12 protein-coding genes are annotated in these 16,570 nt (G+C 56.1%); 4 read left to right on the forward strand and 8 right to left on the reverse strand.

The annotated features are described in order from the left end of the window. Window positions 1–22 precede the first annotated feature (22 nt). Window positions 23–274: a hypothetical protein gene (locus KVT28_RS03945; protein WP_101760749.1), complete on the forward strand. Its 252-nt coding sequence runs from the start codon at window positions 23–25 to the stop codon at window positions 272–274. Between the two features lie 5 nt (window positions 275–279). On the opposite strand, the gene KVT28_RS03950 is transcribed toward KVT28_RS03945, so the two are convergent. The 3 genes from KVT28_RS03950 to KVT28_RS03960 all read right to left on the reverse strand — a co-directional run bounded on the left by KVT28_RS03950 (window position 280) and on the right by KVT28_RS03960 (window position 5,780). Beyond that, window positions 280–1,839: a sensor domain-containing diguanylate cyclase gene (locus KVT28_RS03950; protein ID WP_217546872.1), complete on the reverse strand. Its 1,560-nt coding sequence runs from the start codon at window positions 1,837–1,839 to the stop codon at window positions 280–282. Between the two features lie 273 nt (window positions 1,840–2,112). Beyond that, window positions 2,113–4,377 carry a catalase HPII gene (gene katE, locus KVT28_RS03955; RefSeq protein ID WP_110865983.1) on the reverse strand — a complete coding sequence of 755 codons (2,265 nt, stop codon included), beginning with the start codon at window positions 4,375–4,377 and terminating at the stop codon, window positions 2,113–2,115. Between the two features lie 269 nt (window positions 4,378–4,646). Continuing rightward, window positions 4,647–5,780: a glutathione-independent formaldehyde dehydrogenase gene (locus tag KVT28_RS03960; RefSeq protein WP_101760752.1), complete on the reverse strand. Its 1,134-nt coding sequence runs from the start codon at window positions 5,778–5,780 to the stop codon at window positions 4,647–4,649. 222 nt (window positions 5,781–6,002) lie between these two features. Between KVT28_RS03960 and KVT28_RS03965 the strand changes: the two genes are divergently transcribed. Together KVT28_RS03965 and KVT28_RS03970 are read left to right on the forward strand one after the other, a co-directional pair. Then, window positions 6,003–6,395, forward strand: a complete 393-nt coding sequence (locus KVT28_RS03965) for a YgiW/YdeI family stress tolerance OB fold protein (protein WP_137385635.1) — start codon at window positions 6,003–6,005, stop codon at window positions 6,393–6,395. A gap of 190 nt (window positions 6,396–6,585) precedes the next feature. After that, window positions 6,586–7,200 (forward strand): response regulator transcription factor, encoded by a 615-nt coding sequence (locus KVT28_RS03970; protein ID WP_210080474.1) that lies wholly within the window; start codon window positions 6,586–6,588, stop codon window positions 7,198–7,200. A 66-nt stretch (window positions 7,201–7,266) separates the two neighbouring features. Here the strand turns inward: KVT28_RS03970 and KVT28_RS03975 are convergent, their stop codons facing one another. From KVT28_RS03975 to KVT28_RS03995, 5 genes are read right to left on the reverse strand one after another with little or no spacing between them, the layout of a single operon-like run. After that, window positions 7,267–12,828 (reverse strand): ATP-binding sensor histidine kinase, encoded by a 5,562-nt coding sequence (locus KVT28_RS03975; RefSeq protein WP_217546877.1) that lies wholly within the window; start codon window positions 12,826–12,828, stop codon window positions 7,267–7,269. After that, window positions 12,825–13,211 carry a response regulator gene (locus KVT28_RS03980; RefSeq protein WP_101760756.1) on the reverse strand — a complete coding sequence of 129 codons (387 nt, stop codon included), beginning with the start codon at window positions 13,209–13,211 and terminating at the stop codon, window positions 12,825–12,827. The genes KVT28_RS03975 and KVT28_RS03980 overlap by 4 nt, the downstream gene beginning before the upstream one ends. A 41-nt stretch (window positions 13,212–13,252) precedes the next feature. Further along, window positions 13,253–13,504: a XapX domain-containing protein gene (locus KVT28_RS03985; RefSeq protein ID WP_217546879.1), complete on the reverse strand. Its 252-nt coding sequence runs from the start codon at window positions 13,502–13,504 to the stop codon at window positions 13,253–13,255. A gap of 2 nt (window positions 13,505–13,506) precedes the next feature. Further along, the gene (locus KVT28_RS03990) at window positions 13,507–13,749 is read right to left on the reverse strand and encodes a DUF1427 family protein (RefSeq protein WP_217546880.1); all 243 of its coding nucleotides are present in this window, start codon (window positions 13,747–13,749) and stop codon (window positions 13,507–13,509) included. A 54-nt stretch (window positions 13,750–13,803) separates the two neighbouring features. Next, complete coding sequence (locus KVT28_RS03995) at window positions 13,804–14,496, reverse strand: hydrolase (RefSeq protein WP_101760759.1); 693 nt, start codon at window positions 14,494–14,496, stop codon at window positions 13,804–13,806. A gap of 196 nt (window positions 14,497–14,692) precedes the next feature. Here KVT28_RS03995 and KVT28_RS04000 point away from each other — a divergent pair, with 196 nt between their 5' ends. Further along, complete coding sequence (locus tag KVT28_RS04000) at window positions 14,693–16,570, forward strand: amidohydrolase (RefSeq protein WP_110865977.1); 1,878 nt, start codon at window positions 14,693–14,695, stop codon at window positions 16,568–16,570.

The following is a 16,570-nucleotide window of genomic DNA, read 5'->3' on the forward strand; positions in this document are numbered from 1 at the left end:
CTTAATAAAATCCGGAGAACCTATGTCGAATGAAGAACGCGTAAACGAGCTGGAAGCAACGGTAAACCAGCTGCAGATTGAAGTCGCTGCCTTGCGCGAGTTAATGATTAAGCAGGTGGCGGTAAATAACATCACCTTCAAAGGGAAATATGATGAGGTGATTATTCAACTGGCGAAAGAATATGAAGAGCGCGGCTTAGAGGACGAAAGGAATAGCCAGATGCACGAGGCGCTGCGTCAATATATTAAATACCAGCTGCCCGCCGTGGAATAAGCCAATTACGCTTGCGATTCATCTATATTAATCCCTTTCACATCATCACGCCCTTCACGCTTTGCCCGGTACAAGGCGTGATCGGCGTACTCCAGCAGTTTTACCGCACTGAGGGTGGCAGACGTCGCAGTGGTGGCGCAGCCGGCACTGATCGTCACTTGGCCTTTGGGCGAAGAAATATGCGCAAGCTGCCTGATCCGCACCGCCTCAACCACCCGATGCGCAATCGTCATGCCCTCATCGAATGGGGTATCAGGCAGGATCAGCGCAAACTCCTCGCCGCCATAGCGCGCGGCGATATCGGAGCGCCGCGCCACCACGGAAGCGAGCACCTCAGCGATCGCTTTCAGGCACTTATCCCCGGCGATATGGCCGTAAGTGTCGTTATAATGCTTGAAGAAATCGATATCCATCATGATCAGCGTGAGCGGTTTACCGCTGGCGACGGCGTGGGCCAGCGCTTGATGCAGGAAACGATCAAACTCCCTTCGATTCGCCAGACCGGTTAAACCATCAACGTGCGCGAGTTGATTCAGGGCGAGGTTGGCGCTGTGCAGTTCGTCGCGCAGCTGAGTCAATTCCTGCTGATAGCGCAACACGCTGCGCGCCTGACGCAGCTGGAAAATACCGAGCAGCAAGATGGTCAGCAGCAGGATAATGCTGAGCAGAATATCCTGCGCCCGACGGTTAACCCACACATGGAACAGATCGTCACTGTTGTAACCGGCGGCGACGATAATCGGATAGCGATCGGAACGCGCAAAACCAAAGATCCGCGCCTGGCCATCCAGCACCGATTTCCACTGCCCGCTGCCACGATCCATTTTCGCCAGCATCTCCTGAAACAGCGGGCTGGCTGAGAGATTTTTGCCGATGTAACTGTCAGGCATCGGACGCGCATACAGCACCGTGCTGTCAGCCAGCATCAACACCAGCACATCGCGCGCACCGAGCTCGTAATAGCTGTAGAAGCGACGGAAAAAATCGACCTTGATGGTGGCCAGAAGCACGCCCTTAAAGCCACCGCTGGCATCACTGACACGCAGGGAAACGGGGATCACCAAATCACCGGTGCTGCGGCTGTTGATCACCGGGCCGATATGCACGCTGTTGCGCCGGTTATGGCGCTGAAAAGTGAAGTATTCACGATCGGAATTATTGATATTGTTGGGTGCGCGTTGGGCGGAGGTGGCGATCCACTTGCCATCTTGATCGTAGTAGAACAAGCCGTGTAACTGCGGTAAGCGGCGCTGTAATTCGCGCATGGTATTACTCAGGTCAGCGCCCTGAATGCGCGTTGCCAGCTGTAGCTGCAGATCACGCTGTACCTGGCGTAGCGAAAGCTCGGTCTGCAGGAAGGTGTCTTCCGCCTGACGCGATTGTGATAACGCCAGATTCATCGCGGATTCCTGGGTCTGACGCACGGTCGCCAGCCAGTCTTCACGCAAGGTCCAGATACTCATACTGGCTACGGTGATCAACAACAGCAGTCCAGAGAGCACAATGCTTTTCAGTAAACCGCCGTCAGAAGAAACCGGCTTATCCATTTTTCTTTTAAACTGCATGTTGTCCTCTGTCTTCCCCACCAACAGAGTTAAGCAGGTAAACCACGCATCAGTGGACGAATGCGGTTATTTTTCGGGCCATCGATAACTCCTATGACCAGTTGCGAAATATTACTGTAGTCTGGTTCCACCACATTAAGTGGCAGCAACACACAGTACGCGTTTACACGATCACTTCGGTATCCATCTCGACCAGCCCGCTACGAGCGGGCTTTTTTTTTTTGCCTAAGATGCAGGGAAAACGGGGCGGAGCAATCAACTCCGCCCCGCGCATTAGGCTGCGACGGTCAGCGCTTTTTTGCTGCGCGACCAGACACGATGGGATGCCATGACAGAAAGGAAGTCCGCCATAAAGGTGCCCTCGGCTTTCACATCTTCCACCAGCCCTTCCTCGACCTCATTGTCCTGCACGTTAAACTGCGCCTTAAACCGGCGTGCATCACCGCTCAGACCGATGGCTTTGAGATGCTTGTAGGCTTCCAGCAGGAAGTAGCGCGCATCACCGCTCAGCAGCAACGCATCGATATTGCCATCCGGCACAATCACCGCATCAAAGGTCAGCGAAGGAAGACCGGTAAAGGTGGCATCAACCGGCAGCACCGAGCCATCATCCGCCAGCACTTGTCCCATGTGCGCTGCCAGAATTTTGGCATGCACGCCCTGCGCTTTCAGCGCCTGCAGAATCGCCAGCACGTCGGCGGCTTTCACACCGTCGCTCAGCAGTAACGCCACCTGACGGCCTTTAATGTCGCCGCTCGGTTGCGCATACAGACTCAGGCTGTCATCTTTTTTCAGGCCGTTGACCTCTTTCGGCGGAACGGTGTTGAGCTGCTCATCACTCAGCTTCAGCCCCAGATTGGTGGCCACAGCCTGCGCCAGCGTGACGTCAATCTGCAGCAGATGATCGACCACGCGTTCGCGGATGTAAGGACGCGCTACCTTGCTGAGCTCAAACGAATAAGCGCCGATGATATGCTGCTGCTCTTCCGCGGTCTGGCTCAGCCAAAACAGCCGTGGCTGCGAGTAATATTCGCCAAACGATGGGCTACGCTCGCGCACCTTGCTGCCTTCCACCCGCTCCTGATAGCTCTCGAATCCGCCCTCTTTTGCCGCTGGCGGCACTTCACGTGGCCAGTTGTTGTTGATGGAGTTCGGTTCGTAGTTGGCCGGATTGGTATCGATTTCCGTGCGATGCATGCCCTGACGCTGGAAATTGTGGTACGGGCAAACCGGACGGTTGATCGGGATCTCATGGAAGTTCGGCCCACCCAAACGGCTGATTTGCGTATCGGTGTAGGAGAACAAACGGCCCTGCAACAGCGGATCGTTGGTGAAGTCCAGCCCTGGCACAATGTGGCCCGGATGGAACGCCACCTGTTCGGTCTCGGCAAAGAAGTTGTCCGGATTACGGTTGAGCACCATTTTGCCGACCAGTTCGACCGGCACCAACTCTTCAGGGATCAGTTTGGTGGCATCGAGAATGTCGAAATCGAATTTGAACTCATCCTCTTCCGGGATCAGCTGCAGGCCGAGCTCATATTCCGGGAAATCGCCGGCTTCAATCGCTTCCCACAGATCGCGACGGTGGAAATCGGGATCGCGGCCGGTCAGCTTCTGCGCTTCATCCCACAGCAGCGAGGCTTTGCCCGCCACCGGTTTCCAGTGGAAACGCACGAAGGTGGCTTTACCCTCAGCGTTAATCAGGCGGAAAGTATGGATGCCAAAGCCTTCCATGGTGCGGTAGCTGCGCGGAATGCCGCGATCCGACATCGCCCAGATGACGTTATGCAGCGTTTCAGGTTGCAGCGACACATAATCCCAGAAGGTGTCGTGCGCGCTCTGCCCCTGCGGAATTTCGTTGTGCGGCTCGGGTTTCACCGCATGCACGAAGTCCGGGAATTTATGCGCATCCTGAATGAAAAACACTGGCGTGTTGTTGCCGACTAAATCAAAAACGCCCTCATCGGTATAGAACTTGGTGGCGAATCCACGGATATCGCGCACGGTGTCAGCCGATCCTGCGCCACCCTGCACGGTGGAGAAACGCACGAAGACGGGTGTGATTTTTTCGGCATCGCTGAGGAAACCTGCTTTGGTCAGTTTTTCCAGCGAGCGGTAGGGCTGGAAATAGCCGTGCGCCGCCGAACCGCGCGCATGAACGATACGCTCAGGAATGCGTTCATGGTCAAAATGCGTGATTTTTTCACGCATGATGAAGTCTTCAAGCAACGTGGGCCCGCGCGAACCGGCACGCAGCGAGTTCTGATCGTTGGCGATGCGGGTGCCCTGATTAGTGGTCAGGTCGGCGTTTTCGCCATTTTTGCGGTACTCATCGAGCTGCTCAAGTTTGCTGTTTTGCGTGGCGGGCGCTTTCAGGCTGCCGGGCGCGGTAGGCTGCTTGCCCGGCGGCGTCGGTTCAGCGGCAGGTTTATGTCCACCGCCTTGCGGTGCTAAATCACCTAATCCTGGCTCAGAGGTTTCTGGCCCTTTATGCGGCGCGGTATGGGTTAAATTCTGTTCTTTTTTATCTTTCGACATGTGACATGCTCCTCCAGTTAAGACCCTATTAACTGTAGAGCATAAAAACATTTATATTTCGTCTGGTTTAGAAATGATGTTTAAAGAGATTAATGAGGAGAATGTAAAGCGAGGATATTTTAACCGAAAGGTAGCTTTAATGGTTTATTAATAAGATTAATCCTGATAAATACCGTTGCGCTTTATTTCAATTATTTACGCACCCTCCACAGGGTCGCCATTAATGGCGACCAAAAATATCATGCGGCATAACAGGCGCTATGAATGCGTTAAGGTTTCAAAATCACCTTGGTCCAGCCCGCATCACGATCGTCGAAATGACGGTACGCTTCGGGTCCTTCGGCCAGCGACAGTCGATGAGAAATAATGCTCGCCGGATGCGCTTTGTCGGTGGCAATCAATCGCGCTAGCTGGCGGTTATAGGCTTTGACGTTGGCCTGGCCGGTACGGATCGACTGCCCTTTAAACCAGAAGCTGCCGAAATCGAACGGCATTTTACCCACTTTGGCTAACTCGCTGGCCGCGCCGGGATCCTGCGGGATAAACACGCCCACCACGCCAATGCCGCCGGTGGCTTTGGTGGAGGCGACCAGGCTGTTCATGGTGGCGCTGTTATCTTCGTGTCCATGCTGATTACAACATTGATAACCCACGCATTCACAACCGCAATCCGTGCCGCGTCCATCCGTCAGATCAAGGATTTGCTGCACCGCTGCGTCGCCCACGGCATTGATGCCCGTTGCGCCCATCTGCTCCGCCAGCGCCAGGCGATCGGGGTGCGTATCCACCACAAACACCTGCGACGCGCCTTTGATGATCGCCGAGTGTGCGGCCATCAAGCCTACCGGACCCGCGCCGTAGATGGCGACGCTATCGCCCGGTCTCAGGCCTGCCAGTTCGGTCGCATGCCAGCCGGTGGGGAAAATGTCTGACAGCATCACATAATCTTCCTCTTTCTCCACCGCATCCGGTGGCAGCAGCAAACAGTTAAAATCGGCAAACGGCACGCGCAACAGCTCGGCTTGGCCACCTTCCCACTCACCCATTTCAGCAAAGCCGTAGGCCGCACCTGCGGTGCCGGGGTTGGCGGTCAGACAGAAACCGGTTAACCCTCTCTCACAATTTTCACAGAAACCACAGCCGACGTTGAACGGCATACAAACGTAATCGCCAACCTTAAGTCGCTCGACGCCACTCCCCACTTCCACCACTTCGCCAAGGTTTTCATGACCAAAGATGCGTCCCTGTTCAAAGCTGGTGCGCCCCTCGTACATATGTAAATCGGAACCGCAAATATTGGTGGTGGTAATACGAATAAGCGCATCGGTAGGACGCACAATTTTTGCATCAGGAACATTTTTAACCGAGACATCAAAAGGCCCGTTATAGACGATAGCTTTCATAATTTATTTTCCTGAGTGGCTAGCACTCTTAATTCGAATGAGCAGATAAGCACGGCGCTAATTTAACGTCGCGCTTAGCCAAAGAAATAAAAACCGCGTCTACATACCCTGGCATAAATAAGTCAGTTGTGCTTTTTTCAATTACCGCTGCGTTTGTCGTGCAGTCGCGCATATTTGTGCCAGACTTAACACCGTGTCAGCAGGAAAATCTATGGAGAGCGTATGAAACAGGTTGTTTTAGCTTCAGTAATCATGATGTTCAGCGTTGGCGTGAGCGCAGCGGAAGGCGGATACCAATCAGGTGAAACAGCACCGCCGCAGAAGAATCAGGATGCCGGTTATAAAGGATCGGAAGACACCGCACAAACCCCGATTTCACGTATTCGTGATTTCCGTCAGGGCGGCTATGTCACGCTCGAAGGCCATATTATTGAAAAGCTGAAAGGTGATAGCTACAAATTCCGCGATGATACCGGCACGATTATCATTAATGCTGAGAAGCCGGCCTTCAAAGAGAAAACCTATTCAGCCAGTGATAAAGTCCGCGTGAGTGGAAAAGTGTATGGGCGTGGCGAACAAACCACCTTGAGGGTATCGCGGATTGATGAACCTTAAGGTTACGCATTTATTACCTTAAGAATAGCGGGTGAGTGCATGGCTTTTCATCCTCACCCTTTTTAGGCCTAACAGCGCAGCAGATAATCACATTCACATATACGTTTTTCGCCATTCCTACAGCACTATTTTGCGGGTATATTAGCGCGCATGTAGTGAATAGAACTCGTAAGAGTCTGAATGAGTTTTTATGGATAGAACGATTTATATTGTTGACGATGACCCCGCTGTCATCAACGCGCTGCAAAATCTGCTGAGCTCAGAAGGCTACCTGATTTCGACCTTTACCTCCCCCGCTGAATTTTTACATCAGCCGCATTACCGCACCCCGAGCTGTTTAATTGTCGATATGAATATGCCGGGCCTCGACGGCTTTGATGTCTCGCAGGATCTCACCGCGCGTGGATACACCATTCCCACCATTTTCCTCACCGGCTTTGGCACCATTCCTCTGACGGTCCGCGCGATGAAGGCCGGCGCCTTTGAGTTTCTCACCAAGCCGGTGATGCCGGATGACCTGATACAAGTGGTATCCGCTGCCATGGCGCTGGCCGAAAAAAGCGCAGCACTCGCACAGGAAAGAGTTGTACTCACCGGGCGTTATCACTCTTTAACGCCACGGGAAATGGAATTGATGCTGCTTGTCATTCGCGGTTTATTAAATAAGCAGATTGCCGCCGAAATGGGCATCAGTGAAATTACGGCAAAAGTGCATAAACGCCGCGTAATGGAAAAAATGGCGGTGCGTTCAGTATCAGAATTAGTCAGAGCTGCTGAGAAACTTCATTTACTGCAAGATGAATAACGCGCGCGTTATAGTGATAACGGTCCGATTTTCCTCCCGTGAAATAGCGCGGGAGGATCAGATAAACTATTTCCCCAGATTTAATGGCAGGGTGAAACTAAATACGCTGCCACCCTGTGGGCGGTTTTCCGCACTCAGCACACCACCATGACGTTTGATGATTTCATTACTGATGGTCAGGCCCATTCCCATTCCTTCCGCTTTGGTGGTGTAGAAAGAGTCGAATATCTTGCCGATAACCTCTGCCGATAATCCGCTGCCGTTGTCGGCGACCTCTATACGAATATGATTCGCGTCAGGATTGGAGGATGAGAGCCGCAGAATACGCGCCCCGGCATTATCGGCCATCGCCTCAATGGCATTAATCACCAGATTCAGCAGCACCTGCTGAATCTGTACGCGCTCGCAAAACACCTCATCCCATGGCGCTTGAATATCCAGCTCAAGTGCCACCGAGCGGCGCTCAAGTTCCAGACGCGACAAGGTTAAAATATCGCGCGCCAGCAGATGCAGCCTGGCCGATGCATACTCCGCGACATTATTGCGCGTCAGTGACTGCAGGCCGCGAATAATTTCGCCAGCGCGCCGCCCTTCGTTAATGATCTCCTCAATGCTTTCACTGGCTTTCTCCAGCTGAGCCGGATCGCGTTTCAACCAGCGCAGGCTGGCGCCAGCATTGGCCACAATCGACATCAGCGGCTGATTGATTTCATGGGCGATCGATGAGGTCAGCTGTCCTACCGTGGTGGCGCGCGCCACGCGAGCCAGCTCGGCCTGGGCAATTCTGGCGGCATCTTCGGACTGACGCTGCGCGGTGATATCCGTCAGCGTGCCGAAATATTCGGCAACATCCGGCCAGTTCTCCACCGGCTCACCAATGCCTTTGATATAACGGCATTCGCCATCATCACGGATGATGCGAAATTCAGCCTGCATGCTCACGCCATGCGCCACGCTGGATTCAATCAGCGCTTTCAGGCACTGAAGATCGTCTGGATGCACCCGCCGCTGAAACTCGGCCATCGAGGTGCTCACCTGCCCGGCGGGCAGCCCCATGATGCGTTTATATTCGTCCGATACCAGCTGGATATCCGGCTCAAGATGCCAGTGCCAGGTACCGGTATTACTGATTTTTTCACCCAGCATCAGGGAGGTCTGGCTGGCACGCAGCTGTTTTTCAATTTTCCGCCGCTGGATGTTCTCCTCCACCAGCTCGGCATACAGCCGCGCCGTTTCCAGAGAAACCGCAGCCTGCGCGCCTAACATCGAGACAATGCGCGAGTGCTCCGCGGTGAAAACATCCGGCATCAGCCGGTTTTCCAGATAGAGCACGCCCACCATTTGCGCCTGACGGAACATCGGCACACACATCACTGCCGCGCCAGAGGCGACCAGATAGTTATCCTGACTAAACGGGCTAAACACTTCCGGCCGACCGGTACGGATTTCCTGTCCGGTGCGGATCACCGCCGAGAGAATCGACAGCGGCAAATCGGTCGCCACCGGCAGTTCATTAACGATTTTGACTCTGACGCCTTCCACCGTGGAGGAGGCGCGCGCCTGAATTTCCGGCACATTGCCGTCGATGAGGCGGATCAAAATACAGTGCTGCGCACCGGCGCGCTCCACCAGCATCATCATCAAAATATGGATCAGCCGATCAAGATTGATCTCTTCGGTCAATGCGCGCATCGCCGTGACCAGGCTTTGCAGGTCGCTGATCACCGCGCTCTGCTCAAAGGTCACGGTGTTTAACGCGCTCTGCGACGGGTGCACCGCCAGATGCGGATAGTGCATTTCAAGCTGGCGCACCTTGGCGCCCGCGCCCCAGCGATCCCAGGCGGCAAGCGCGCCTTTGATGTAGCCCTCGGCGGCGAACGCCATGCCGCTCGCATTGGCACAGCGCGCGGCCAGTTCGCATGCCAGAGCGTTGATCGGATGAAACTGCCCTTTGCGCGACAGCTCAATGGCTTTTTCAAACTGCTCCAGCGCCGCGCCGCTGTTATCCTCCAGCCTGAGCAGTTCGGCGCGCAGCAGCGCCTCTTTGTCGGCGAAGGTGCCGGGGTTCTCCGTTGCCCAGGTGATGATTCTTTCAAGATGGCGCTGCAGTTGCTGCCGCTGCGTGGCATCAAGCTCATTCGGTTGCAGCGGTATACTGAGTGAAAGCGCGCTGTAGAGATGGAAATCCAGCATATGCACATGGCCGGGAATCACGTCTGTGAGCGGTGCGGCGTCGCTGAACTGGCACTGGGCGGCGGCATACTCACCGGCAAAGAAGTGCGCCATGCCTTTATACAGCCGCGTCCAGAACTGCATCAAAAACAGCGGTTCAATGGCGTATTCGGGTTGCACCACATTTAGCGCGGGCGCTTGGAAATCATCGCCGGACAAGGTCTCACCGGCTGGCTTACGCAGGAACATCACGTAATCCAGCTGCATGCCGAGAATCACTTCCACATCGTGATACTGCGCTTTGCGCACATAGACCATGCCGCGCATGATCGAAGTATGCACGCCATCAAGATGGTCACCTCGCGCCAGGCAATTCATGGTGAGATGACGCAGCGCCAGACACGCCGACGTGCGATCGCCGATATCAACCGCCACATCAAAGGTCGCTTTAGCGCACTCGATGGCGTAACTGAGCGGCATGGTCCAGACGCTCACCTGATCCAGCGGCATCAGCGTGCGCGCTTTGTAGCTAACGAAGTCGTGCTTATACACCAGCTCGCGGGCCAGCAGCGCGCTGGCAAATCCTCGGCTGTATTCGTTGAACTGATCGCCACACACCACGCCGTACCAGGCAAGCGCCAGCGTGGAGGCACCGCTAATGCCCTTCTCCATCGTCAGATGCAGAAGTTTGCACAGGATAATGAACTGCAGCCGTGGGCTGATAAAAGCGGCGAAGGTGCTGGCGCTGGCCATCAAATTCATCACCGCTTCGGTTTTATGGCAGGTCACTCGCGCCAGGGAACGGAAGCGCGTGTAGGGATTTTTGCCAACCTCTTTTTTCAACCGTTGCCTGGCGACATCGCACTCGGCTTTATCCGGATAGCGCTGCAGATGAATGTCAAACACCGCCAGCCAGGCCAGCGCGGTTTCCAGCGCCAGATGGCTGTCGGACTGACGCATATGAATTTCAGCAATTAGCGTCGCCGCTTCGGCTTTATCGGTGACCGCACCGGGCGTGGCGAGAATCTCAGAGCTCAACGCCAGCGCGCCCGATAAGTTGCCGTTTAAAAACTCACACTCCGCTTGCTCAAACAAAAACGGGCCGCTCTCCTCCGCGCCTGACGCTGCGTTGAGCGCTCGGGCAGCGTGTAAGAAACGCAGCGCGGAAGCGTAATCGCCCATAATTTTCGCGCGTCGGGTGGCGTTTAATAACAGCAGACTAAACGCAGCGGCATCAGGCGCTAAAAGTGCGCGGTTTTGCAGCGTGATGGTGTGATGCGCGGCACTGAACAGCAGCGCATGCGCATTATCCTGGCGCGCGGCCTGCATGTAATAGCGCGCAGCGGCAAAGTGAAAATCATCTTTTGCCGCCGACGAAAGCAACTTCAGCGCGGCCTCATGCATGCTGTCATGCATAAAGGTGTAGCTGTGATCGGTCAGCGAGATCAGCCGGGCCTCAGCCGCAGGGCGCAGCGTGGCGCGAAGGGCGCTAAGCGCCGTATCGAGGATGCCGGCCAACACCGGCAGATCGCCGCTACTGCCGATGCAGGCCAATCGGCCCAGCAGTTGGCGCAGCGGCAGCGCGAGCAACTGCAGCTGTTGCAGCACGCTGGCGGCAACGTTCGCGGTGTAATGGCAGTTTCTCAACGCGTGCGGATTGTAGGTCCATTTATGGGATGCAGCGTGAGTGATGTGGTGATCGCGCACCGCCTGGCGGTAAAACTCACGCGTGGCGAGCGGATTCCCGGCGGTTTTTTCATGGATGATCTGCGCCAGCTCGGTGGTCTCCGCGCTGCGCGTATGAAAAATGCCGGCCAGCCAGCTGGCGATATTTTTCACCGACAGCGGCTCGGGCGTGATATCCACAATGCGCGTGGCCGCCGCACGAATGCGCTCCAGGCTGGCGACCACCGTCGGACAGGGCAACGAGGCGCGATCGCGATGAGAAATCACCAGTAATAAGGGAATATCGTCGCTGGAGCGCAACAAATTCTGTAGCAGCTGCAAGGTCGCCTGATCGGCCCAGTGCACGTCATCAATCAGCAGGATCAGCGGCCGCCCCGGCACCGTAAAGGCTTTCACCAGGCTGCAGGCCACCAGATTCAGGCGATTGCGTGCATCTAACGAGCGTGCATCCGCCTGCACACTGGCTTTGTGGTTGAGCAAGATGCCCAGTTCGGGCACCAGATTAACGGCCAGCCCAACATAATTCCCCAGTTGGCGCGCAATGTGTGTTTTCCAGCGCGCCAGCTCTTCGGCGGGCAACCCAAGCAGATGCAGCGTCAGCGATCGAAACGCCGAGGTAAAGACCGCGTAGGGCAAAATGGGCGAGTGCTGGTCGGCTTTGGTCACCGTCAGCAGCGCGTTTTTTTCCCGCAGGATTTTAAGCGCCGAGGCCATCAGCGCCGATTTTCCGGCACCGGGCGCGCCGCCAATCGCCACCATGCAGTGTTTCCCGCTGCTGCACACCTCATCAAACGCCGCCAGCATCTCGCTGGCCTGAGCATGGTCGCTGTACAGCACATCGGATAACAGCGTTGTGGTTGGCACATCCTGTAAGCCCAGCGCGAAGGATTCAACTACGCCGTCAGGCATCAGGTTGGATTCACAGCGGCGCAGATCGGCCAGCACGCCTTCGACGGTTTGATAACGCTGCTCCGGCGATTTGGTTAGCAGGCGTAAAATGAGGGATGAGAGTACCAGCGGCACATCTTTGCGCAGCCGGTGCGGCGGCAGCGCTTCGGAGGCAATGTGATGGTGCACCCATTCAGCCGCGCCCCCTTCCGCGCTGCCATAGGGAAGCTTGCCGGTGAGTAATTCGTAAAGCACGATGCCCAGACTGTAGAGATCGCTGACCCGGCTGACCGCGTGCGCGGTGCGCGAGGTATGCTCGGGCGACATGTAGGCCAGCGTGCCGCCGGTCACAGAGGCGCGCAGCGGCTGCTGTGAGTCCGCTTCGATAAACGCCAGGCCAAAGCCGCCCAGCACCACGTCGCCTTGATCGGTAAAGAAGAAATTGGCCGGTTTGATGTCGCCGTGCACCAAACCTTGCTGATGCAGCTTGCTGAGCGCATTACACAGCAGCACGGCGCAGCTGATGAACTTCTGAATTTTACCCGCTGGCAGGCGCAGATAATCCGCCAGGGTTTGGTAGCGAAACGCGGGATAAATCAGGGCGTAGCGCCCCTGATATAAGGTGTGACGCAGCGGTTTTAGCGCCCAGCTTTCTGCTAATAAGGCGCGCAGCGCATACTCATTTTTCAGCAGTTGCGTTACCGGAAACTCCGCCTCTTCGGCCGCCGCCGTGGCCAGCACGAAGCGTTCATCGGAGATCGGGTGACGGCATTCGATCCACTCAACCTGCCCTTCCTGCGCCAGCGGGGTGAAAACGATGTCATCCGCCAGCACCAGCGCCGCGTCATCCGCGATATTTAACGACAGGAAAAGCGTGCTCATTGGCGCGCTGCCTGGGAGGAAAACGCCAGACGGATATGTTCAAACAGCAGGTCGATATCAATGGGCTTTCGCATAAAGGTGATCGCGCCTAGATGGATGGCATACCAGAGCATATTCTCATCGCCATTGCCGGAGATGATAATTCCGGGTGGGTTCTCGCGACGCTGTACCAGCGCACGGAACAACTCAAAGCCCGACATGCCTTTGAGCTCAACATCAATAATAAACAGCGCAGCGTCATTTAGCGCCGTCTCGTCCGCTAATAGCGCTTCAGCCGACTCAAATGCCTGCGTTGCGTATCCTTCCGACTGAAGCAGATTGCTCAAACCACTGCGAACCGATCGTTCATCATCAACAACGACAATGCGCTGCGACAGCTGCATGCTGTGTTCCTTCATTATTATTCACTGCCTGCGGCGCGTCTTCAGGAGGTTTTGTCACTCGATGGCGGCGTGCCGCTGATTTTAGGCACACACTCTTGACGAAACCAGGCCAGCGTGACCGGTTGACGGTTTATCAGGCGCTTACACAGCGGGATAATCTGTTCGCCGACCAGCATACCAAACAGACCAAGCAGCGCAATCACGGGCGGCGCTGGGGAATTGACGTCGATAACGGCATAAATGATGCCGACTAAAATACCGACCGAGAGCGATATCGCATAGGTTTTCAGCATGTTCAACCCGCCTGTTTTGCGTTGAGCGTGGCGGGAAGTAGCGGCCTGTCAGCGGCCATCGCGCGTGAGGTTTTATCGACGGGCGCTACGGGATGCGTCAATTTTCCACCCAGCGAACTGCCCACAATCATGCCCAGCAAGCCCACCAGCGCCACGGCGGGCGGCGCCGGCGATCGCACGTTGAGCAAGGCGTAAATCAGGCCGATAAACACGCCCGCCGCCAGAGAAATCAGTAAAGGACTCACCGGTCCTCCTTGAAAAAGAAAGGCGAGCCCGTAAGCGCTCGCCTGGGTGATGATTTAGCGAACGGGCGCAGCAACCGGTGCCAGCGTGCGATGCTCGCTCTTCTGACGCGATGGCGCTTTGTGCACCATGGTGTAAGCGTAATCAACGCCGATGCCGTAAGCACCGGAGTGCTCTTTCGCGATATCCATCACCGCGTTGTAGGTCTCTTTGTGCGCCCAGTCGCGCTGCCACTCCAGCATCACCTGCTGCCAGGTCACCGGGATCACACCCGCCTGAATCATGCGCTGCATGGCATAGTCGTGCGCTTCTTTGGTGGTGCCGCCGGAGGCGTCAGCCACCATGTAGATCTCATAGTCGCCTTCCAGCATGGCGCACAGCGCGAAGGTGTTGTTACACACTTCGGTCCACAGACCGGAAACCACAATTTTCTTCTTACCGTTGGCCGCCAGCGCATCACGCACTTTCTGGTCATCCCACGAGTTCATCGAGGTACGCTCAAGAATGTCCTGGCCGGGGAACACATCCAGCAGCTCCGGGAAGGTGTTACCTGAGAAGCTCTCGGTCTCCACCGTGGTCAGTACGGTAGGAATGTTGAACACCTTCGCCGCTTTTGCCAACGCGACCACGTTATTTTTCAATACCTGACGGTCGATGGACTGCACGCCAAACGCCATTTGCGGCTGCTGGTCAATGAAGATGATCTGGCAGTTGTGCGGCGTCAGTACTTCTAATTTACTGGTTGTCATTTTTGTATGCCCATTGAGGTGAATGTCTGGGCGCAGTGTAAGAACCTTTGGGCACACGAACCATTATCTATAGGTATAACTATACGAAGGTATACCTATCCTTTTGTATAACTAGACGCTTTCCGCACCGCCTGAACATAATCCCACCCAGTATTTCACCTGCGAAATTGGCAGGACCTCTTATTCAGGAGCTTTTATGGTTACGTTAGGCAAAGCAGACATCATTTTGACCAATGGGCGATTTCATACTGTCGATCGCGGCAACCCAATTGCCGAGGCCGTGGCGATGCGCGATGGCAAATTTCTCGAAGTGGGCAGCCTGGCCGACGTGATGCAGCATCACTGCGAAGGCACCAAAGTGATTGACCTCAAAGGCCATACCGCCATTCCCGGCCTGAATGATTCCCACCTGCACCTGATCCGCGGGGGCCTGAATTACAACCTCGAACTGCGCTGGGAAGGCGTGCCCTCGATCGCCGATGCGTTGCGGATGCTGAGAGAACAGGCGCTGCGCACGCCGTCACCCCAGTGGGTGCGCGTGGTAGGCGGCTGGACCGAGTTTCAGTTTGCCGAGCGTCGCATGCCGACGCTGGATGAGATCAACGAAGCCGCGCCCGATACGCCGGTGTTTATCCTGCATCTGTACGATCGCGCCCTGCTCAACCGCGCCGCGTTGAAGGTCGTCGGCTACACCAAAGACACGCCCAATCCGCCGGGCGGCGAGATCCAGCGTGACAGCAATGGCAACCCGACCGGCATGCTGATTGCGCGCCCGAACGCCATGATCCTTTACGCCACGCTGGCGAAAGGGCCAAAACTGCCGCTGGAGCAGCAGGTCAATTCCACCCGCCAGTTTATGCGCGAGTTGAACCGTCTGGGCCTGACCAGCGCGATTGATGCAGGCGGCGGTTTCCAGAACTATCCCGAAGATTACGAAGTCATTGCCGAGCTGCATGAGAAAAAGCAGATGACGCTGCGAATCGCCTACAACCTGTTTACCCAACGTCCGGGCCACGAGCTGGAAGATTTCGAGAAGTGGACCGACATGCTGACGCCGGGCCAGGGCAGCGACTATTTCCGTCACAACGGTGCTGGTGAAATGCTGGTGTTTTCCGCCGCCGATTTTGAAGATTTCCTCGAACCGCGTCCGGATCTGGCGCCCGGCATGGAAGATGAGCTGGAGCGTGTGGTGCGTCATCTGGTGGAGCATCGCTGGCCGTTCCGCCTGCACGCCACTTACGATGAATCGATCAGCCGCATGCTGGATGTGTTTGAAAAAGTGAACCGCGACATTCCGTTCAACGGCCTGCACTGGTTCTTCGATCACGCCGAAACCGTGACGCAGCGTAACCTTGACCGCATCAAAGAGCTGGGCGGCGGCATTGCCGTACAGCATCGCATGGCGTTCCAGGGCGAGTACTTTGCCGAGCGTTACGGCATTGAGGCCACTCGCCATACGCCGCCGGTGGCGCGCATGCTGGAGACCGGCGTGCCGGTGGGTTTAGGAACCGATGCGACGCGCGTGGCCAGTTATAACCCGTGGACCGCGCTTTACTGGCTGGTATCGGGACGCACTGTGGGCGGCATGCAGATGTACGACGTCAACGCGCGCCTCGACCGTGATACGGCGTTGATGTTGTGGACGCAGGGCAGCGCCTGGTTCTCCAGCGAGCAAGGTAAAAAAGGTCAGATTAAAAGCGGTCAGCTGGCCGATATGGTGGTGCTGAGCAAAGACTACTTCAGCGTGCCTGAAGAGGAGATCAAAGGCATTGAGTCGGTGCTGACGGTGGTGGACGGAAATATCGTTTATGCCGCCGGCGCTTTCAGCTCGGAAGCGCCGCCCCTCATTCCGGTACTGCCGGAATGGTCGCCGGTGGTCAAGGTTCCCGGCCACTATCGCAGTGCGCCACCGACCGCCACCACACGCGTGGGCATGATGCAGCAAGCGCATCACTGCAGCGGCCCGTGCGGCGTGCATACGCATTCTCACGAGATTGCGCGCGGCGCCAACCTGCCGGTTTCGGAAGAGAACGCCTTCTGGGGCGCGCTCGGCTGCAGCTGCTTCGCCTTCTAA

Source organism: Pantoea sp. GbtcB22 (assembly GCF_019091025.1).
Classification (GTDB): domain Bacteria; phylum Pseudomonadota; class Gammaproteobacteria; order Enterobacterales; family Enterobacteriaceae; genus Pantoea; species Pantoea leporis.